This window comes from Methylobacterium sp. AC832, assembly GCF_979256025.1.
In genome coordinates this window covers 456,824-477,324 of sequence record NZ_CEEDMV010000004.1, presented here as the reverse complement: position 1 = coordinate 477,324, position 20,501 = coordinate 456,824, and the positions used below count along the sequence as shown (strand labels likewise).

The 20,501-nt window shown below is 66.2% G+C and carries 18 protein-coding genes; 6 read left to right on the top strand and 12 right to left on the bottom strand.

From position 1 onward, the window contains the following. Positions 1-59 precede the first annotated feature (59 nt). Positions 60-497: a CsbD family protein gene (locus AC0IXR_RS16865; RefSeq protein WP_471761529.1), complete on the bottom strand. Its 438-nt coding sequence runs from the start codon at positions 495-497 to the stop codon at positions 60-62. A 217-nt stretch (positions 498-714) separates the two neighbouring features. Next, positions 715-927: a CsbD family protein gene (locus tag AC0IXR_RS16860; RefSeq protein WP_056251411.1), complete on the bottom strand. Its 213-nt coding sequence runs from the start codon at positions 925-927 to the stop codon at positions 715-717. Positions 928-1,256: 329 nt separating this feature from the next. Here AC0IXR_RS16860 and oxlT point away from each other — a divergent pair, with 329 nt between their 5' ends. The 4 genes from oxlT to AC0IXR_RS16840 all read left to right on the top strand — a co-directional run bounded on the left by oxlT (position 1,257) and on the right by AC0IXR_RS16840 (position 6,056). Beyond that, positions 1,257-2,564, top strand: a complete 1,308-nt coding sequence (gene oxlT / locus AC0IXR_RS16855; protein ID WP_419953253.1) for an oxalate/formate MFS antiporter — start codon at positions 1,257-1,259, stop codon at positions 2,562-2,564. Between the two features lie 3 nt (positions 2,565-2,567). Continuing rightward, the gene (locus AC0IXR_RS16850) at positions 2,568-3,344 is read left to right on the top strand and encodes a fumarylacetoacetate hydrolase family protein (protein WP_471761528.1); all 777 of its coding nucleotides are present in this window, start codon (positions 2,568-2,570) and stop codon (positions 3,342-3,344) included. A gap of 48 nt (positions 3,345-3,392) precedes the next feature. Next, a complete protein-coding gene (locus tag AC0IXR_RS16845) occupies positions 3,393-4,403 on the top strand; it encodes a ketopantoate reductase family protein (protein ID WP_471761527.1) in 1,011 nt (336 codons plus the stop codon). 117 nt (positions 4,404-4,520) lie between these two features. After that, positions 4,521-6,056 carry an acyl--CoA ligase gene (locus AC0IXR_RS16840; RefSeq protein ID WP_471761526.1) on the top strand — a complete coding sequence of 512 codons (1,536 nt, stop codon included), beginning with the start codon at positions 4,521-4,523 and terminating at the stop codon, positions 6,054-6,056. Positions 6,057-6,200: 144 nt separating this feature from the next. On the opposite strand, the gene AC0IXR_RS16835 is transcribed toward AC0IXR_RS16840, so the two are convergent. Next, complete coding sequence (locus tag AC0IXR_RS16835; RefSeq protein ID WP_056430889.1) at positions 6,201-7,349, bottom strand: sensor histidine kinase; 1,149 nt, start codon at positions 7,347-7,349, stop codon at positions 6,201-6,203. Between the two features lie 335 nt (positions 7,350-7,684). Here AC0IXR_RS16835 and AC0IXR_RS16830 point away from each other — a divergent pair, with 335 nt between their 5' ends. Beyond that, on the top strand, positions 7,685-7,993 hold the full coding sequence (locus AC0IXR_RS16830) for a hypothetical protein (RefSeq protein WP_419953250.1): 309 nt from the start codon (positions 7,685-7,687) through the stop codon (positions 7,991-7,993). On the opposite strand, the gene AC0IXR_RS16825 is transcribed toward AC0IXR_RS16830, so the two are convergent. From AC0IXR_RS16825 to AC0IXR_RS16805, 5 genes are all read right to left on the bottom strand, one after another. Further along, entirely contained in the window at positions 7,994-9,853 is a 1,860-nt protein-coding gene (locus AC0IXR_RS16825) for a potassium transporter Kup (RefSeq protein ID WP_471761593.1), read from the bottom strand. 264 nt (positions 9,854-10,117) lie between these two features. Then, on the bottom strand, positions 10,118-10,816 hold the full coding sequence (gene bioD / locus AC0IXR_RS16820; protein WP_471761525.1) for a dethiobiotin synthase: 699 nt from the start codon (positions 10,814-10,816) through the stop codon (positions 10,118-10,120). A gap of 1 nt (position 10,817) precedes the next feature. After that, positions 10,818-11,591, bottom strand: coding sequence for a ferredoxin--NADP reductase (locus tag AC0IXR_RS16815; protein WP_056454539.1), 774 nt, complete (start codon positions 11,589-11,591; stop codon positions 10,818-10,820). Between the two features lie 360 nt (positions 11,592-11,951). After that, positions 11,952-13,637 carry a methyl-accepting chemotaxis protein gene (locus tag AC0IXR_RS16810; RefSeq protein ID WP_471761524.1) on the bottom strand — a complete coding sequence of 562 codons (1,686 nt, stop codon included), beginning with the start codon at positions 13,635-13,637 and terminating at the stop codon, positions 11,952-11,954. Positions 13,638-14,325: 688 nt separating this feature from the next. Then, positions 14,326-15,261, bottom strand: coding sequence for a ring-cleaving dioxygenase (locus tag AC0IXR_RS16805; protein WP_461235676.1), 936 nt, complete (start codon positions 15,259-15,261; stop codon positions 14,326-14,328). Positions 15,262-15,414: 153 nt separating this feature from the next. Between AC0IXR_RS16805 and AC0IXR_RS16800 the strand changes: the two genes are divergently transcribed. Beyond that, on the top strand, positions 15,415-16,038 hold the full coding sequence (locus AC0IXR_RS16800) for an FMN-dependent NADH-azoreductase (RefSeq protein ID WP_471761523.1): 624 nt from the start codon (positions 15,415-15,417) through the stop codon (positions 16,036-16,038). Between the two features lie 10 nt (positions 16,039-16,048). Here AC0IXR_RS16800 and AC0IXR_RS16795 read toward each other — a convergent pair whose 3' ends face one another. The 4 genes from AC0IXR_RS16795 to AC0IXR_RS16780 all read right to left on the bottom strand — a co-directional run bounded on the left by AC0IXR_RS16795 (position 16,049) and on the right by AC0IXR_RS16780 (position 20,406). Continuing rightward, the gene (locus tag AC0IXR_RS16795; protein ID WP_056423189.1) at positions 16,049-16,645 is read right to left on the bottom strand and encodes a HupE/UreJ family protein; all 597 of its coding nucleotides are present in this window, start codon (positions 16,643-16,645) and stop codon (positions 16,049-16,051) included. A gap of 195 nt (positions 16,646-16,840) precedes the next feature. Then, positions 16,841-18,142, bottom strand: coding sequence for a M16 family metallopeptidase (locus AC0IXR_RS16790; RefSeq protein ID WP_471761522.1), 1,302 nt, complete (start codon positions 18,140-18,142; stop codon positions 16,841-16,843). Positions 18,143-18,205: 63 nt separating this feature from the next. Beyond that, the gene (locus AC0IXR_RS16785; protein ID WP_056423183.1) at positions 18,206-19,591 is read right to left on the bottom strand and encodes a M16 family metallopeptidase; all 1,386 of its coding nucleotides are present in this window, start codon (positions 19,589-19,591) and stop codon (positions 18,206-18,208) included. Positions 19,592-19,776: 185 nt separating this feature from the next. Continuing rightward, positions 19,777-20,406 carry a hypothetical protein gene (locus AC0IXR_RS16780; protein ID WP_207413047.1) on the bottom strand — a complete coding sequence of 210 codons (630 nt, stop codon included), beginning with the start codon at positions 20,404-20,406 and terminating at the stop codon, positions 19,777-19,779. Positions 20,407-20,501: the final 95 nt, after the last annotated feature.

Here is a 20,501-nt window from a genome sequence, read left to right as displayed (position 1 = left end):
GCCAGGGTGGTCTTCTAGGCCGAACAAGCCCTCACAAGAAGGGTGTCCGGATCTCGGACTCAGCGCGAGGGGCGCAGCAGCCATCCGAGCCCGAAGGCTGCCGCCGCCACGAGAGCGAGCGTGACGGCCTTGTTCTCGTCCGCCCGAGCCGCCACCGCCCGGCCGTGCCGCACAGCTTCACCCCGGTAGTGACGGCCGCGGCGCTGAGCTTCGTCGGCGAGCGCATACCCACGGTCGGCGATCGCTTGGCGACGCTGCTCGGCTTCGTCGGCCAAGGCATGGGCGCGGGAGCTCGCCTCGCCGATGAAGCGTTCGCCATCGCGGCGCAGGTCGTTCACGGTGTCGCGTGCTTCGCCATACGCGTATTGCGCTGCGCCGGCGGCCTGATCGTATGCGCCTTCGACCTGCTGGCGCGCGCGGCCCGTCACAGCGCCGAGAGCCGTCTTGCCGCGACCCTGCAGGTTGCGGACGCCACCGTCGAAATGATCTCTGTTCATGGACACATCTCCATTCGCGAGCCGATGGAAGGGCGTGGGCCCGATCCATCCTGCCGTCGCACCGATCCAGGCGTTGGCCCTGAATCGGGCTCCCGATCTCGGCTCTCGGAATCGTTGTTCGAGCTTTGATTCTGTCTCAGCCGGACGTCGCATGGACGTCGATCTACAGTGAGGGGAGAGATACTCCCCTCACCGGACTGGGCATCGGGCCGGATCGTCAGATCTTCTTGACGGCGTCGGCTGCGCTCTGAGCCGCGCCCTTGATCCCGTCCTTGGCGTCGCCCACGGTCTTCTGGGCCTCCCCCTTCAGTTCCTGTGCCTTGCCTTCGGCCTGCAGCTTCTCGTTGCCCGTGGCCGAGCCAACACCCTGCTTGATGTTGCCGACGGCTTCGTTGGCGAGACCCTTGATCTTGTCGGTGGTGCTGCTCATCGAAATGATCCTCATGATCGCTCGGGGAGGCCGGGACGCGGCATGCGCCGGGCACCGCGAAGTCGAAAGCCGAACGATAACAATTGCTGAAATGTTCCGATTCGAGGCCGTGGAATTGTACGATTCCCGACTGATCCGGATGAGGAACTCCGCAGCCGAGCACTGACGTGAAGTTAAAGGTCTCCGCAGCAAGAGTTTGAATTTTTTATACGCGCGATCCAAATTTTTTGTTTCGGCTTGCGACGCCATTGCCAGCAAAGTTTCTTGAATTCAAAATATTCCCGGCTAGAACTCGGCAAACAACAGACGAGACACCGAGGAAGACGGTCATGACCGTTCGCGCCGCCATCCCACGTTCGGGCGGGACCACCCATCCGACCCTGGGCACGGCGTCCGCACCGCCTTTCGGGCGCTGGGGTCAGCTGGTGATCGGCGTGATCTGCATGGTGATGATCGCCAACCTTCAGTACGGCTGGACGTTCTTCGTGCCGGACATCCAGAAGAAGTTCGGCTTCGACCGGGCGGCGATCCAGTGGGCCTTCACCCTGTTCGTGCTGTTCGAGACCTGGCTGGTCCCGATCGAGGGCTGGTTCGTGGACAAGTACGGCCCGCGCGTGGTCGTGCTGTTCGGCGGCGCGCTCTGCGGCATCGGCTGGGTCATCAACTCCTACGCCGCCTCGCTCAACATGTTCTATCTCGGACAGGTCGTGGCCGGCATCGGCGCCGGCGCCGTCTACGGTACCTGTGTCGGCTCGGCCCTGAAGTGGTTCCCCGACAAGCGCGGGCTCGCCGCCGGCATCATCGCCGCCGGCTTCGGCGCCGGCTCGGCGCTGACCGTCGCCCCGATCCAGTGGATGATCGCCGACCACGGCTTCCAGGCCGCCTTCTTCAACTTCGGCATCGGCCAGGGCCTCGTCGTCTGCGCGCTCGCCTTCTTCTTCACCTCGCCCAAGAAGGGCCAGGTGCCGGAGGTCGTGGCCAACGCCAACATCATCCAGACCCGGCGCAACTACACCCCCGGTGAAGTCGCCCGCCAGCCGATCTTCTGGCTCATGTACTTCATGTTCGTCATCGTCGGCGCCGGCGGCCTGATGATCACCGCCAACCTCAAGCCCATCGCCTCCGATATCGGCGTCGACAAGGTGCCCGTCACCATCATGGGCATCACCATGGTGGCCATCACCTTCGCGGCCACCATCGACCGCGTGCTCAACGGCCTGACCCGCCCGTTCTTCGGATGGGTCTCCGACAAGATCGGCCGCGAGAACACCATGTTCATCGCCTTCGCCATGGAAGGCTTCGGCATCTACATGCTCTACCTCTGGGGCCACGACCCGCTGTGGTTCGTGCTGCTCTCAGGGTTCGTGTTCTTCGCCTGGGGCGAGATCTACTCCCTCTTCCCCTCCACCTGCACCGACACGTTCGGCACCAAGTTCGCCGCCACCAATGCCGGCCTGCTCTACACCGCCAAGGGCACCGCCGCCCTCCTGGTCCCGGTCGCCAACTACCTCCAGCAGGCCACCAACAGCTGGGACGGCGTCTTCCTCGTCGCCGCAGGCGCCAACATCCTCGCATCCCTCCTCGCCATCGCCGTGCTGAAGCCCTGGCGTGCCCGCATCGTTGCCCGGAGCATCTGAACCATGGCCCGCTGGATCGGATATCGTCACGACGGACGCGCCGGTTTCGGTCGCCTCGACGGAGAACAGGTCACTGTCCACGAGGGCGACCTGTTCGACGCGCCCCGGGCCACGGGAGAGATCCTGCCCTTCGCCGAGGTGGTCCTCGACCTGCCGTGCCGGCCGAGCAAGGTCATCGCCCTATGGAACAACTTCTCCGCCATGGCCGAGAAGCAGGGTCTGACCCCTCCCGTCGCCCCGCTGTTCCTCTTGAAGCCGGCCAACACCTATCGCCCCAGCGGCGCCGAGATCGCGGTGCCGGATTGCGCCGGTCGTATCCTGTTCGAGGGCGAGCTCGGCATCGTCATCGGCAAGGTCGCGGGTCGGAGCGGGCGCGACCTCACACCGGACGAGGCGGCCGACCACATCTTCGGTTATACCTGCGTGAACGACGTGACCGCGCTGGAAATCCTGAAGGCCGATCCAAGCTTCGCCCAATGGACGCGCTCCAAGGGACTGGACGGGTTCGGTCCCTTCGGCCCGGCCATCGCCACCGATCTCGACCCCGAGGCGCTCTCGGTGAAGGTGCGGGTGAACGGGCGCGAGCGCCAGACCTATCCCCTCTCCGACATGATCTTCCGCCCGCACGAGATCGTCGCCATGATCTCACGGGGCATGACGCTGGAACCCGGCGACGTCATCGCCTGCGGCACCTCCAACGGTTCCGGCCCGATCCCGAAAGGCGCCACGGTCGAGGTGGAGATCGAGGGGATCGGAATCCTGTCGAACCGCTTCTCCTGAGCCGCACAGACCAGACCGACACGACATCCGGACAATGAGGATACCAGCATGAGCATCGCGATCGTCGGCGCAGGCGCCATCGGCGGATTTCTGGGGGTTCGCCTCGCGAATATCGGCGAGGACGTCACCTTCATCGCACGCGGGGCCAATCTCGATGCCATCCGCTCCAACGGCATGCGCCTGATCGAGGAGAACGGCTCCGAGATCCACGTGAAGAACCTCAAGGCCACCAAGTCCATGGAGGAGGCCGGCGTCCACGACGTGGTGCTCCTCACCGTGAAGGCGCATCAGGTCGGGCCGATCGCGGCCGATCTGCACCACCTCATCGGCCCCGATACCATCGTCGTGACCATGCAGAACGGCATCCCGTGGTGGTATTTTTCGGGTGGCCATGGCGGCGAACTCACCGGGACGCATTTGGAAACCGCCGATCCGGGCCGGCTCATCGCCGAGTATCTCGACCCGAAGCATGTGATCGGCTCGGTGGTCTATCCGGCGGCCGTCCTCACCGAGCCCGGCGTGGTCCAGGTGATCGAGGGCCACCGTTTCGGTCTCGGCGAACTCGACGGCTCCATGAGCCCGCGGGTCCAGGCCCTGGCTCAGCTCCTGATCAAGGCGGGCTTCCGCGCGCCCGTCACCAGCGACATCCGCGCGGAGATCTGGCTCAAGCTCTGGGGCAATCTCAGCTTCAACCCGATCTCGGCGCTCTCGCATGCGACCCTGGTGGATATCTGCCAGTTCCCAGAGACGCGGGCGCTCGCCGCCGACATGATGCGCGAGGCGGAGACCATTGCGAACAAGCTCGGCATCACCTTCAAGCTCGGGATCGAGCGGCGCATCGCCGGGGCCGAGAAGGTCGGCGCGCACAAGACCTCGATGCTGCAGGACGTGGAGGCCGGGCGGCCGATCGAACTCGAAGCCCTCGTCGGCTCGATCATCGAACTCGGTCGTCTCACCGACACCCCGACCCCGCATATCGGCACCGTCTATGCCCTGATGCGGCTGCTGTCCCAGAGCCTCGAACGGGCGCAGGGGCGCCTGTCCATCGCGACGGCCTGACCACCGTTTCCCCGGCGGTCGCCCGCGACCGCCGATCCGCGTGAACATGTGCCGCTCCCCATGCGGCGGACCGCCTTCTCCTCCCCGAAGGCAACTGACGATGAGGACACAGCTACCATGGCCGAGACCGCAACCACCCTGCACGCGCTGATCCAGGCGGGCGCCGACGAGGCCACCGCCCTGTCGAGCCCCGGCGGCGTTCCCCTGACCTTCGGAGCCCTGCGGGCGCTCACGGAGAGCACCGTCGCTTCCCTCAACGCGCAGGGAATCGGCCGTGGCGATCGGGTCGCCATAGTGCTCGACAACGGCCCGGAAATGGCCGCCGCCTTCATCGCCATCGCGGCGGGCACCACCTCGGCGCCGCTGAACCCCGCCTACAAGGCCGACGAGTTCGAGTTCTACCTGACCGATCTCAACGCCAAGCTGCTGGTGGCGGCGGAAGGCTCGCAGAGCCCGGCCGTCGCGGTGGCCGAGAAGCTCGGCGTGCCGGTGGTGCGTCTCACCGCGACGCCGGAACAGGGCGCGGGCAGCTTCACTCTTGCCTTCCCCGCTGGAACCGTGACGCCGGCCGCCAATTCCGGCCCGGCCCATCCCGACGATATCGGCCTCGTGCTCCACACGTCGGGCACCACGTCGCGCCCGAAGATCGTCCCGCTGAAACAGTCGAACGTCTGCGCCTCGGCCCGCAACATCCGCACCACCCTCGCCTTTACGTCCGAGGATCGCGGCCTCAACATCATGCCGCTGTTCCACATCCACGGCCTGATCGCCGGCATCCTGGCGCCGCTCTCGGCCGGAGGTCAGGTGTGCTGCACCCCGGGGTTCAACGCCCTGAAGTTCTTCGGCTGGATGAGTGAGGTTCGCCCGACCTGGTACACGGCGGTGCCGACGATGCACCAGGCGATCCTCGGTCGCGCGGCTCGCAACAAGGAAATCATCGCGGCCAACCCGCTGCGCTTCATCCGCTCCTCCTCCTCCTCGATGCCGCCGCAGGTGATGAAGGAGATCGAGGAGGTGTTCGGCGCGCCGCTGCTCGAAGCCTACGGCATGACCGAGGCCGCCCACCAGATGGCCTCGAACCCGCTGCCGCCCCGGCCGCATTATGCCGGCTCGGTGGGCATCGCCGCCGGCCCCGAGATCGCCATCGTCGACGAGGATGGGGAGCCGCTGCCCGTCGGCGAGACCGGCGAGATCGTGATCCGCGGCGACAACGTGATGGCAGGCTACGAGAACAACGAGAAGGCCAATGCCGACGCCTTCACCAAGCAGGGCTGGTTCCGCACCGGCGACCAGGGCACCCTCTCGCCGGAGGGTTATCTCTCGATCACCGGACGCCTGAAGGAGATCATCAATCGCGGCGGCGAGAAGATCTCCCCGCGCGAGGTGGACGAGATCCTGATGGACCACCCGGCCGTGTCGCAATGCATCACCTTCGCGATGCCGCACGACAAGCTCGGCGAGGACGTGGTCGCCGCCATCGTCCTGCGCGAGGGCCATGACGTCCTGTCGGAGAAGGAGCTGCGCGGCTTCGCCTCGGAGCGCCTCGCCCCGTTCAAGGTGCCGGCCAAGATTATCTTCCTCGAGGAGATCCCCAAGGGCGCCACCGGCAAGCTTCAGCGCATCGGCCTCGCCCAGAAGCTCGGACTGGTGTGAAGACGGGAGCCTTCCGGCCCGTACTCGGGAAAGACCTCCTCGGAAAACCGTCCGGGGACCACCTGCCTTCAGACGACTTGCCTCCGATGCCCCGTCACGATCGCTCGTGACGGGGCTATGGTGGGTAAGCGTCGTTCGCGTTCCCTATGATGGTAGGACCATCCTGAGGGAGAAATGCGCGCCCTTCACATCGGGCGCCACGGTGAGCGGACCGCCGAGTTGGCGGCCGAGATTGTTGATGATGCGCATGCCGAGGCTCGCGCTCCGGGCCTGGGTCGGGTCGAACCCATCCGGCAGACCGGCGCCATCGTCGGCGACGCCGATGACGAGGCCGCCCTCCTCATGCGGACGGGCGGTGACTCGGATTTCGCCCTCGCCGTCGGGATAGGCGTATTTGATCGCGTTGGTGACGAGCTCGTTGACGAAGAGCCCGAGCGGAATCGCGAGATCGGCCGGAATGTCGAGACGGACCGCCTCGCAGCGGATGACGTTGCGCCGGGCGCTCTCCTGGAGCTTGCCGCAGAGCGCTTCCAGGAAGCCCGAGACATCGATGGCGCCGAGGGTCGGCTGGCGCCATAGCTGATCGTGAACCGCGGCCACGGCCTCGACTCGGGTGCGCGCATCGACCAGGGCTTCCTTCACCTTCTCGTCGTCCGAGCCGCGAGCCTGCAGGGCCAGGAACCCGGCGACCACCGCGAGGCTGTTCTTGACCCGGTGGCTCATCTCGCGGGACAGGAGGTCCTGCCGTTCCAGGGCGGCCTTCAGCCGCGCCTCGCCGCGCTGACGCTCGATGGCGCCGCCGAGAAGATTGGCGAAGCCCTGCATGAAGGCGATGTCCGCCTCCTCGAACTTGCCCTCGCGGGTGTCGTCCACTTCGAGCACCCCATAATGCCCGTCGCGGTTGGCGATGAGCACGTTGATGGCCCGCTTGATGCCGTGATCGGCCATGATCTGCGGCGTGCGAAACCGGGTCTCCACCTGAAGGTGATTGGAGATGACCGGCTGGCCGGTCTTCAAGGCGTAACCCGCCGGGGATGCCAGATCGGCCCCTATGATGGCCTTGCCGACGACATCGTCCTTCCAGCCGACACCGGCGCAGATCAGCAGGCAATCCTGCTCTCTGGAATATTCCAGAGCCTTGCAGAACTCGGCCTTCATGCCTTCCGCGCAGAGTTCGACGGCGCGATGCAGCAAGGGCAACAGCTCGGTGGCACGCAGGGCCTCGACGCCGAAATCCGAGAGCAGGGCCTGCTGACGCAGACGCAAGGCCAGGGCGGGTGAGACATCGGTCATGGAAGATGGTCCTGCGACCGGCTGGATAGATGAGAAGAACGCCATCTGGTCTGTGCGGTGCCGTGAGGCAGGATGCAAGGGCGGCGGGGGTAACTCACGTGAGGGTGGCGTGGGGAGGACCGGATTGGCGGCAACGCTTCAGCAGCGGCCAGCGCAGACGGAGGATATCGGAGGAGCAAAGCAGATTATATAATAAGTACTTACAAACAAACCTGTTTGATCATGAACGCATGACTTGAGATTATTGCCTGAACAAGAAAATTTCGCTAACTGCCCCGAAAAACCGGCGTCGAAAGCACGGTGTTCAGCCGGTACAACCGATGGGAGGATGCGAGATGTTCGACGAGACAGTTGCCCGTGCCGTCCTCGTGGCGATGGCACTTCTGGTCTCCGCCCCGGCGCAGGCTTTGTCGATGAACGACCCGCTGACGGAATGGACCAAGGGCACGGCCATAGACCGGATGCAGATCGCCTCACGTCTCGGCAAGTCGTTCAACAGCATCAGCGAAAGCTTCACCGCCGGGTACTTCCTGAAATGCATCGATGACGTCGCCGCCTACGGCAACGCCAAGGCGGCGAAGATCGAGGATGCCATGCGCGAATGCGTGGCGGCGCGGATGCCGCGTAGCCCCGACGCCGAATAGTCAGATCTCGATCTCGGTGCCCACTTCCACGAGTTGGCGAGTGGGGATGCAGAATTGCGCGCCGGTGGCCTCCGCGTTGCGCAGGAGGAAGGCGAAGATGGTCTCACGCCATGTCGCCATGCCGCGCTGGTCGCTCTTCGGGATGATGGTCTCGTGGCCGATGAAAATCGTCAGGTCGTCGAGGAACTCCTTCGGCAGGATCCCGCATTCGACGGCGCATCGTAGCCCGTCGGGAATCGAGGCGTCCTCCATGAAGCCGTAATGCAGGACGAGGCGGAAGATATCCGGGGTGATCTCGGTCACCTCGGCGCGCTCGGTCCGCGGCACGCTCGGCGCCTCCTCGTAGAGCGCAGTGACGAGCAGGATGCGCTTGTGCAGGGCATGGCTACGCTCGACGAAGCGCGACAGGTGGAGTGGAATCCCGCTCGTGGCCGAGGACAGGAAGGCCGCGTTGCCCGGCAGGGTGATCGGCGGCTTGCGGCGCAGCTGCTCGATGAACTCCGCCTCGGGCTGCCGCAACGTCGCGCGGGCCTCCTCCACCAGGATGTTTCCCTTGCGCCAGGTCAGCATCAGGAAGGCGACGAAGCCGGCCAGCACCAGGGGAAACCAGCCGCCCTCGAACAGCTTCACGCTGTTGGCACCGAGGAAGACGATGTCGATGGCGAGGAAGAAGCCATTGACTGCGAAGACCGCGACGGGGTTGTAGCCCCATTTCAACGCCACCAGGGCGGCGAGCAGGGTGGTGATCGACATGAGCGACGACACGGCGATGCCGTAGGCGCCGGCCAGCTTATCGGATGAGCCGAAGGTGAGGACGGCCGTGAGGGTCGCGGCCGCCATCAGCCAATTGATCACCGGCACGTAGATCTGCCCGCGCTCCTCGCGTGCCGTGTGGATCACCCGCATGGGCGGCAGGAATCCGAGCTGGATCGATTGCTGGGTGAGCGAGAACACGCCCGAGACGATGGCCTGCGAGGCGATGACGGTGGCCAGCGTCGCCAGCGCGATCAGCGGATAATAGGCCCAGTCCGGGCTCAGGCGGTAGAACGGGTTCTCGATCGCGTCGGGCTCCACCAGCAGAAGCCCGCCCTGGCCGAAATAATGGATGACGAGGGCCGGCAGGACGAGACCGAACCAGGCGATGCGGATGGGTCTGGCGCCGAAATGGCCGAGATCGGCATACATCGCCTCGCCGCCGGTGACGGCGAGAAAGGCCGCGCCCAGCATGGCGAAGCTGACATGCCAGCCCGCATGGACGAGGAAATCCACCGCGCGCCAGGGGTTGAGAGCGCCGAGGATCTGAGGCGCGTGCCAGATGCCGCCGAGGCCCAGCAACGCGAGGACGATGAACCACACCACCATTACCGGGCCGAAGATGCGGCCGATGAAGGCGACGCCCTTGCTCTGGACCAGGAACAGCCCGACCAGGATCGCAATCGTGATCGGCAGGACGAGATGATCCAGCCCTGGGGCCGCCACTTTGAGGCCTTCCACGGCGCTCAGCACCGAGATTGCCGGGGTGATCGCGCCGTCTCCGTAGAGCAGGGCCGCGCCGATGAGGCCGACGACGAGGAGCGCGGCCTGCCGCGTGCCCGGCTTTGCATGGCGGGCGCCGAGCAGCGCCAGCATGGCGACGATGCCGCCCTCCCCCCGGTTGTCGGCCCGCAGGATCAGCACCGCGTATTTCAGCGAGACGATGAGGATCAGCGCCCAGAAGATGAGCGATACCGCGCCGACGACCGCGATGGCGGCCGGTGGGCCGCCTCCGCTCGCCGCCCGCACGGCCTCCTTGAACGCGTAGAGGGGGCTCGTTCCGATATCGCCATAGACGATGCCGAGCGCTCCGAGGAGGAGGGGCAGGCTGGCGCGGGGCGCGACGCGCGCGTCCGTCGGCGCTCCATGAGCCGTTTCCTGGTGGGCCAATGGAGTACTCCTTGCACGGACAAGCCGAAGACGCTGGCATCCGCCGGATCGAACCCGAGTGTATCGAACCTAAGGGTAACGGACGGGCCGTCCATGGTGTATGGCCCCGGATCGCACAAGTGACGACATCGTGCGCGGTCCCTGGGCGAATCCCCGGCGGGTCGAGACAGACTCGCCATTTCCGGAACGCTGGCGCTGTCGTCAGGCGGTAGGGTTTAACGAGCCGGCCCGTACCAGCCGCGCCAGAGCCTCCGGGCACTCGCCGTCGCGGGCGATGCAGACGACCGGAACCGGCACATGGCGGGCGATGGCGTCGGCGACCGTCTCCGGCGACGTAGGAGCGCCGAGGCTTTCGCAGACGACGACGGCGAGCAGCCGCTGGCCGTGACAGCGCAGGGTCTCCGCCGCCGTCAGCGCATGGCTGATCGCCCCGAGATAGCTGCCGGAGACGAGGATCGTCGGCAGGGCCAGGGCTTCGAGCCAGTCGAGGCCAGTCGCCTCCGACGTCACCGGGCTCATCAGGCCGCCGACGCCTTCGATGACGATGATCGTCTCCGTGGCGGCTCCCTGGAGCCGGGCCTCGCACCAGCTCACGAGCTCGGAAAGGCTCAGGCTCCTTCCTTCGCGAGCGGCGGCGAGATCGGGGCTGAGCGGCGCGGCAAAACGCCAGGGCGAGCAGGCCTCCACCGTCTCGGCCGTCAGCGGCATCCTCTGTGCGTCCAGCAGGATCGCCGTGTCGCTCTCACGAAATGCCGGATCGCCGAAGGGCGGGACACCGCTCGCCAGAGGCTTCAGGGTCGAAACGGCGCAGCCCTGCGCGCGCAGGGCGCGCGTCAGGGACGCGGTGACGTAGGTCTTGCCGATCTCGGTGCCGGCGCCGGCGACGAAGACGGCGCGCACGTCACTTCTCGACGAAAGCCTTCTCGATGACGTAGTGGCCGGCCTCACCATGGTTGCCTTCCACGTAACCGCCGCTGGTCAGCATCTCGCGGGTGTCGCGGATCATGTCCGGCGAGCCGCACAGCATGAACCGGTCGTTCTCCACCGACATCGGCGGCAGGCCGATATCCTCGAACAGCTTGCCGGAGGTCATCAGGTCGGTGATCCGGCCGCGGTTGCGGAAGGGCTCGCGGGTGACCGTAGGGTAATAGATCAGGCCGGCGGAGATGACCTCGCCGAGGAACTCGTGGTTGGGCAGGTCCTGCGTGATCGTCTCGCCATAAGCGAGTTCCGAGACCTGTCGGCAACCATGGACGAGAACGACCTTCTCGAAGCGCTCGTAGGTCTCCGGGTCCTTGATGATCGACATGAACGGCGCGAGGCCGGTGCCGGTGCCGAGGAGATAGAGGTTCTTGCCCGGCATCAAATTGTCGAGCACCAGCGTCCCGGTGGGCTTCTTGCCGACAATGATCGGGTCCCCGACCTTGAGGTGCTGGAGCCGAGAGGTCAGCGGGCCGTTCTCGACCTTGATCGAGAAGAACTCGAGCTCTTCCTCGTAATTGGCCGAGACGACGCTGTAGGCGCGCAGCAGCGGACGGCCCTCGACCTCGATTCCCATCATCACGAACTCGCCGTTGCGGAAGCGGAACGCGGGGTCACGGGTGGTGCGGAAAGAGAACAGCGTGTCGGTCCAGTGATGGACACTCAGTACACGCTCCTCGTTGAACTTGCTCATCGACGGGTCCGTCTCAAACTTCGCTTGCGAATCTCGGCCTTCAGCCGGGTCTTCTCGCACCTGCGGCACGCCCGTCAAGGCATAGCAGGCGCGCAGGCAGCGAAACCGCCAACTGTCTGGAATTGCTCTTACTTGAGGGCGGCGATGCCTCGGGCGATGCGACCTCGTCCCGATTCCTTCTCAGGATCTTGCGGGAACGCGGGTGGGAAGGGCGTTCGCGGGGCTCCCGTGCCCTCCCCGGGAGGGAGGGAGAGTGTCCGCCCAAGGCGGCGGGCTGCATCGCGACGCGTGCCGCCCGCCTCATCGAGAGGCGGGCGGCGCTGATAGTCCTCGACCGGAGAAGTGCTATCGGCCCTCGGTTCAGGCAGCGCGCACCGTATGCAGGAACTTCTGCACTTCCGCGCTCAGCCGCTCCGCCTGTCGTGCGAGTTCCGACGAGGCGGTGAACACCTGGCCGGCGCCGGCGCCGGTCTCCTGCGCCGCACGGGCAACGCCGGTGATGTTGGCGCTGACCTCGCCGGTGCCGATCGAGGCTTGTGCCACCGAGCCCGCGATCTCCCGAGTCGCGGAATCCTGCTGCGCGATCGATGCGGAGATGGCGGCGGCCGTCTCGTCGATCCCGTGGATGGTCGAGGAGATCCCGTCGATGGCGCTGGCTGCCTGGCGGGTGGAGGATTGGATCGCCCCGATCTTCGCGGAGATTTCCGTCGTGGCCTTGGCGGTCTGGTTCGCGAGCTCCTTCACCTCGGAGGCCACCACCGCGAAGCCCCGGCCCGCTTCTCCGGCCCGCGCAGCTTCGATCGTCGCGTTGAGAGCGAGGAGATTGGTCTGGCCGGCGAGGTTGGAGATGAGGTTCACGACATCGCCGATGCTGGCGGCGACCTCGCGAAGTTCCGACACCGCCAGTGCGGTCTGCTCCGCCTCACGGACGGCGGCGGCGGTCATGTCCGCCGAACGTGCGACCTGACGGCCGATCTCCGCCACCGAGGCGCCGAGCTGCTCGGCCGAACCGGCCACGGCGGTGACATTGGCCGAGGCTTCCTCGGCGGCCGACAGAACCGCGCTGGACTGGGCCGACGTCTCCTCGGCGGAGGCCGTCAGCTGCGAGGCGGTAGCCTGCATTTCGGTGGCCGCAGCGGACACCATGCTCACGATCCCGCCGACCGCCGCCTCGAACTCGTCGGCCAGGGCATGCATGCCGGCCTTGCGCTCCGCCTCCGCGACGCCGCGCAGGTGCTCGGTTTCGACCTCGAGAGCGCGGTTGCGGATCATGCCGTCCTTGAACACCTGCACCGCCTCCGCCATGGCGCCGAGTTCGTCCGTGCGCGTCCGGTCCGGAATCGCGACCTCGACATCGCCTGCGGCTAGCCGGTTCATCGCGCCCGTCATTCCGCGGATCGGCCGGGCGACCGTGACCATCGAGAAGAGGGCCGAACCGAGTTGAAGGAGGATCGCCACGCCACCGATCACGAGACCCACGAGGGTGGCGGTTTCCACGGCAGCGGTCGACGACAGCCGCGCCTCGTCCGCGAAGCGCTGCGCATTGGAAAGCGATTGCTCGATCGCGGCAAAGGCCTTCCCGCGGGCGATGTCCCGTTGTGCCGTCGCCGCCTCTAGGGCCGCCGCGTCGGTTCTCTTGCGACCCTGATCGTACGTGATGGTGGACGCCGACTTGAGGACGAGATCCGTGAACTGCGCCAGCGCAGTATCGATATCCTTGAGGACGTCGGGTTTCAGGGCGATACGGATCGGTGTCTTGAGTCCCTCATGGGCGGACTCCAAGCTCGTCCGAATTCGGTTAACGCCATCCTTGTAGGCCTCTTCCGTTTCGGACAGGCGCACGTCGCGGAAGGCGACCTGAATCCGGGACTGTGCGAGTTGTGCGTTCTTGATACCGTCGAGGATCGTCTGCTCTCGAGCAACGGCTTCAATGGAATGAATGATCCGCTGGTTTCCCATCCACTGGTTGGCGACCAATCCGACCGCCAGGAGAATGCCAAGGCCTGAGAAAAATCCCAATTTCTTCGCGATCGACAACTTGAACATCGTTCAGCCTGAGTTCCGATGGGATGGGAGAATGTCGGAGGCCGTTTCACTGCTCTTGCCGACGGGAGGTTTCGCCTCCGATGTGCGTTATCGCCAATACGGGCTAAATATTTCTTAATTCGATCGCCTTTTCAGGCGAGTACTGTTTTCCAAAGAATTACTCAGATAAAGCAGACTGAAACGACAGGCCAATGCTCTTTCCGCCGGGATCCCGGCTCCCCCACTCCAGACTCAGCCGTTCTGGAAGAAGGGGGATCATGCTCACCGTCATGATGTATCTGTCAGCAAGCCGCCAGAATTTGTCCGATCAGCCCAACAGGGTTGATCTAGACGAAGTGGGGATCATTGCTGAGCGTTGCGGATGCTTGTCGATCTGACGGAGCGGACGCGCAGAGGCATCCATTCGTTGCTTCCCTCGAACAGAATCACGCTGACAAAGTGAGTGCTGGTGACTTGGTTCGGGCGAAAAATGACGGCGGCGCGGGCAATCGACGCCCGTTCCCGGTTTCGTCGTCTGACGTAAGTAGTTCGCATTGGCCAGCCAAAGCTTCACCTCGCTCTGGCCTCTGAACGGCCACCGGTTCGAGGACGCAGAACCGGTGACCACTTTTGCTGAACCTGCTAGCCGAAACCGGTCCGCGCCGGGGCTCGTCTCCTGCCGAACCTGCTCGGGGTAGTCGTCTTGCGGTCAGAGAGGCTTCAGCCCGGCTTCGATCTCAGCGCGGCGTCCTTCGAGGAAGGGCGGCAAGGACAGGCGCTCGCCCAGCGCCTCCAGCGGCTCGTCGGCGGTGAAGCCCGGACCGTCGGTGGCGATCTCGAACAGGATGCCGTTGGGCTCGCGGAAGTACAGGCTTTTGAAATAGTAGCGATCCACCGGTCCGCTGGAGGGCATGCGGCGCTGTTTCAGCCTGTCGGCCCAACCTGCGTAGTCCGCATCGGGGACGCGGAAGGCGACGTGGTGGACCGCCCCCGCTCCCTGGCGCGCGGGCGGCAGGTCGGGTTGGGCGATGAGGTGTAGCTCGGCACCGGCGCCACCGTCCCCCATCTGCCAGACGCGGACTTCGCCTTCCGGCAGTTCATAGGTACGGGATTGGCTCATCCCCAGCACGTCGGCCAGAACCGCCTCGGTCGCCTCGATCCGCGCAAGGCTGAGGCGGATCGGCCCCAGACCACGGATCTGCCGCTCCACCGGCACCGGGCTGGCGGGCCAGGGATGGGCGTCTCCCGCGCCACCGTCATCCACCAGCATCAGGCGCTGGCCTTCCCGATCCTCGAAATCCAGGGTGAGGCGACCGTCGCGCAGGACGGGCTCCTCGTGGATCACGCCGTCTCGCGCGAGATGCTCGCGCCACCAGGCGATCGTGCCCTCCCCCGAGACGCGGAACGCCGTCCGGACGATGCTGTCGGTGCCCCGGCGCTCGGGTGGCGCCGGCCAGTCGAAGAAGGTCATGTCGGTGCCGGGCGAGGCGACGCCGTCGGCGTAGAACAGGTGGTAGGCCGAGACATCGTCCTGATTCACCGTCTTCTTCACGAGCCTCAGCCCGAGGCTCCGCGTGTAGAAGGCCGCATTGTCGGCGGCCCGCGCGGTGATGGCGGTGAGGTGATGAAGTCCGGTGAGGTGCATCAGCCTGTCCTTCGAATGACGAGGGAACGCTGACATGGGTCATCCGACGCCGGAATGCGATGCCCCTGCGTACCATCCGCGAAGGGAGCGTGCCCCTAGGCCGGGGCGGAATGCGCGATAGATCCCTCGCTCACCGACCATCGGAGTTCCCGCATGCCCCACCTACTCTACGTCGAAGCGTCACCGCGCAAGGAACGCTCGGCGTCGATCGAGGTCGCCCGCGCCTTCCTCGATGCCTGGCGTGCGACGCATCCGGAGGGCAAAGTGGACATGCTCGATGTCTGGAACACGGCGCTTCCGGACTTCGACGGGGAGGCGCTGGCGGGCAAGTATGCGGCCCTGGCGGGCGAAACCTTGAGCCCCGCGCAGGAGGAGGCCTGGGTGGCGATCCGCGCCCTTGCGGACAGGTTTCGCGCGGCGGACCCGATCCTGTTCGCGGTGCCGATGTGGAACTACACCATCCCCTACAAGCTCAAGCACTTGTTCGATCTGGTCTCGCAGAAAGACCTTCTCTTCACCTTCGACGAGAGCGGCCAGAACGGGATGCTCGATGCCACGGCCGTCGTCATCAATGCGCGCGGCGTCGCTATCGGCGCGGATTTCCCGGCCGAGATCTACGACCACCAATCGACCTACATGGCCACTTGGCTGCGCATGGTCGGCATCACCGACGTCCACCAGATCGCGGTCGAGAAGGGATTGATGGGAGCCGATCTCGACCGGCAATCCCGTGACGAGGCCCGCGCCAAAGCCGAAGCCCTGGCGCGAAGGCTGTAGGGCTACGCTTTCAGAAAGCGCCGGCCAGGAGGCCGAGACCGGCGGCCGCGAAGGCTGCGCCGGCGACACGTAGCGCCGGACGGCCATTCTGCTCACCGAGGCGGCCCATGCCGAGGCCGAGACCGAGACCCACGGCGTGGAGCAGGGCGGTGGCAGCGACGAAGCCGGCGCCGTAGGCAAGGCCCGAGGCCGCCTCCGGCATCTCGGCACCGTGGGCATGGCCGTGGAACACTGCGAAGACGCCCACGAGCGCCATGGCGGCCGCGACCGGCATCGTCAGGCGCAGGGCGACGGCGGCACCGAGCACGGCGACGGACAGGGCGATGGCGGTCTCCACATGCGGAAGCACCACGCCGGACGCACCGAGCGCGCCGCCCACCACCATCATGCCGATGAACGACAGCGGGACGAGAAGGATCGCGCGGCCGCCGACCTGCGCGGCGACGAGGCCCACCGCCACCATGGCGAGCATATGGTCGAGGCCGGTGAGCGGATGGAGGAAGCCATGGGCGAGCCCCGACGCATCGCCCTGCCCGGTATGCGCCAGGGCGGGACCGGCCATGATGCCGAATGCCAGACCCGGCAGAATTCGAACGAAACGCGTCATCCCTACTCTCCCCGAAGCCCCGAAGGCCATCACCCGTCCTGAATGCAGGACGTGATCGGTCCTGGCAACGGTCGTGCCGACGCGACGGCGGGCAGAATCAGGTAGACTTGGCAGGACGGTGACGTCCCCCGATGCGTGGGGCGCGAAAGGCATCCGATCCGGGGCTCGGCCGACACGCCGCGAGGCATGCGAATCCTACAGGAAATCGGTGGGCCGCCCCGCCGCCACAACGAGCATCCTGCCGTCGGCGAAGGTGCGAGCGCCGGCGCGGCGGATATCCGCCTGGGTTACGTTCGTCACCATTTCGTTGCGGCGGGCGAAGTAATCCATCCCCAGCCCTTCGAAGGAGATCTGCACGAGCTGATGCGCGATCTTGGTCGAGGTGTCGAAGCCGAGCGCATAGGAGCCGGTGAGATAATCCTTGGCCTTCTGTAGCTCCTCGTCGGACGGACCGTCGCTGATGAGCCGGCCGATCTCGTCGCCGATCACCGACAGGGCTTCACCGACGCGCTCGTTCTTGGTGGCCGTGTAGCCCCAGGTCATGGCGCTGGCGCGGTGGCTGACGAGGGAGGTGCCCACGGAATAGGCCAGTCCCCGCTTCTCGCGCACTTCCTGGAACAGGCGTGAAGTGAAAGAGCCGCCGCCCAGAATATGGTTGAGTACATAGGCGGGGATGAAATCCGGGTCCTTCCACGGCACGCCGCCCATGCCGAAGCGCAGGACCGATTGCGGCACGTCGATATCGACGACGACGCGGCGACCGAGCTGGCCGACCTGCGTCTGCGGCACGGCATTCAACGGTCCGGCCTCGTCGAGGACACCGAAAGCGCGGTTTAGGGCATCGGCCAGACGGTCGGAATCGATGGCGCCGACGGCGGCCACCTTGAGTCCACCGCGGCCGATGAGTTGCCGATGCATCGCCACGAGGTCGTCACGGGTGATGGCCGCGATGCTCTCCGGGGTGCCGGAGGACGGCCGGGCATAAGGATGGCCCGCATAGGCCTCGGCGAAGAAACGGCGTGAGGCCATCACGCCCGGATCGTTCTGCTGGTAGCGCAGGCCGGCGAGGGTCTGGGCACGGACCCGCTCGATGGCGTCAGCATCGAAGCGCGGCTTGGCCAGCGCGAGGGCCAGGAGATCGATGGCCTCGTCGGCGTGCTTGACCAGCATCTTCAGGGAGCCGCCCACCGCATCGGCGCCGGCATGGAACGACAATTCGATGGCCCGCGCGGCCAGCCGCTCCTGGAAGGCGTCGGAGGACAGATCGCCTGCGCCCTCGTCGAGGAGGCGGGCCAGCATCTGGGCGACGCCGCCCTTGCCCTCGGGATCCTGTGCGGCACCGCCCTCGAAAGTGAAGGCCAGGGCGATCATCGGCACCACAGGCGATTCCACGTGCCAGGCTTCGATCCCGGCGGCGGCGGCCACCGGAAGCGCCACCGTGGGAGCCTCCGCGCCGCGGGCGGTGGTATCGACCAGATTGGCTTCGACCGAGTTCATGAGAACCTCATTCTTTTTCTGGGCGCCCGGGCCGGCATCAGCGGGATCGCGCGAGGGCTCGCCTCACGCAGCGGCGGCGTCGGGATCGCGCGTCTTCGTCAGGTATCCGGTCACGGAGCGGGCGGGGATCAGGTAGCGCTCGGCGACGGCGGCGAGCCGGGCCTGCGTGACCCCCTCGATATCCGAGGGCCAGCGACGGACCTCCTCAATGCTCTCGCCAATCGCGAGGGCCGAGCCGTAGATTCGGGCCAGCGAGGATTGGCTGTCGGAAGAATAGACCGTCTCGGCCACGAGCCGGGTCTTGGCCCGCTCGATCGCCTCCGGGCCCAGCGCTTCGGAGGGAACGCGGCGCAGGACGCGGTCGACCTCCTCCTCCAGCCGCTCCAGGCTGACGCCCTCGGCCGGGATGGCGTAGACCGAGAAGCGGGTGTCATCGATGGCCGAGCCCATGTACCAGGCACCGGCATTCACGGCGACGCCGAGTTCCATCACCAGCTTGCGGTAGAGGAACGAGGTCGAGCCGCCGCCCATCACCTCGGCCAGGAGTTCCAAGGCGTGGCACTCGCCGTCGCGGGCGGTCATGCAGGACGGGGTGAGGTAGAGGCGCTGCAGGGTCGGCTGCTCCACCTTCGGATCGGCGACGCTGAGGCGGCGCAGGGCGCGGGGCTCCGGCTCCTTGGCGCGGACCCGCACCGGCCGCGATCCGCGCGGCGTCACGAGGCCGTAGGTATCGTCGGCGAGGCGGCGGACCTCATCGGGCGTCACGTCGCCGGCGACGACGAGGATCGCATTCTCGGGGGTGTAGAAGCGGTTGTAGTAATCCAAAGCGTGGGTGCGGTTGAGATCCTCGATCTCGTGCATCCAGCCGATGATCGGCGTGCCGTAGGGGTGATGCACGAACAGCGAGGCAGCCATGGCCTCCGAGAGCTGCGCCGACGGATCGGTCTCGACCCGCATGCGGCGCTCTTCCAGCACCACGTCGCGCTCGGGCGCCACGACGGAATCTTCGAGGACGAGACCGGTCATGCGGTCGGCCTCGAACTCCATCATGGTCTTGAGATGGTCGCGGGCGACGCGTTGGAAATAGGCGGTGTAATCGTAGGAGGTGAAGGCGTTCTCCTGTCCGCCGAGGCCGGAGACGGCCTGCGAGAACGCGCCGACCGGATGCTTCTCGGTGCCCTTGAACATGAGGTGTTCGAGGAAATGCGCGATGCCGGACTGTCCGATCGGATCATCGGCAGAACCGTTGCGGTACCACACCATGTGGGTCACCACCGGGGCGCGGTGATCGGGCACCACCACGACGTCGAGGCCGTTATCGAGGGCGAAGGCGGAGACTTCGGGACCACCTGCCTCGGACCGGCCGAAGGGCGCGGCCTCGGCCCGGCCCGCATGGCCGTAGCGGCGGTTGAGCGAGAACCCGGGCGTATCCTTCCGCAGCAGATGCATCGTCTTTTCCTTGATACGTCGGCCACACGTGACCGCCCGTCATGAGCGCAATGCCTCTTGCGCACTCCTCGGATGCCGTGAGCCCGAGGAACTGAAGTCAGGGCAAATCCCGTACCGACACCGGCCGGGCGTTACCCTCGCCCTCTCGAAGAGCCGGACCAGGCAGGTCCGAGATTCGAACGCGCCTAACGTCCCCGGATGTAGGCACCCGGATCGGCTTCTTCACGCTCGCGCGAGGGATTGTTGATCGGGTCGCTGTTGTTCCGGGCGACCGCCTTCGGAGCCTTGCGGTATCCGTTCGGCGGATCGGTCAGCGTATCGCGATCGGGCTCGACGAGAATCGGCTCGGCCTTCTCCTCGCGCTTGCCGAAAATGTCGAAGGGGCTCCAGATCGAAGACGAAGCACCGTCGCTTTCGGGACGACCCGGCTCGGTACGCACGCTCGCGTCGGCACGGCGACCGCCGCGCATCTCGTCGAGCGAGAGCGTCATGTTGTTGTCGTCCATCCGCCCCTGTGCCCCGCGGGAGATCGGCTTCCTCGCGTCGGCGAGTTCGCGCTCGCGTTGGACGATCTCGGGATCCTTGGGCCATTGCGGCGTGGCGGTGGCGGCGCGCGGCGGCGGCAGCGCCTTGCCGTCGAGCTTGGGCGGCATCACCAGGGGCGCCCGCTCACGGTAAGTGATGGCCGGCTTATCGGCCTCGATCAGGCCCATGCTGCTCAGGGTGTCGCGCATGAACACGCCCTGCTGCGCCTGCGCGCCGCTAGCGGCGAGGAGTCCGGTAAGGCCCAGGATGAACCCACGATGCCCGATCATGCTGCCCCCAAATTACGCCGGCTCGCAGATTGCGCCGGCTCGAATGCGTGCCTGCCCGGAAGGCACCGGCGTTCGTTGGTCGATGCCGATCCTGC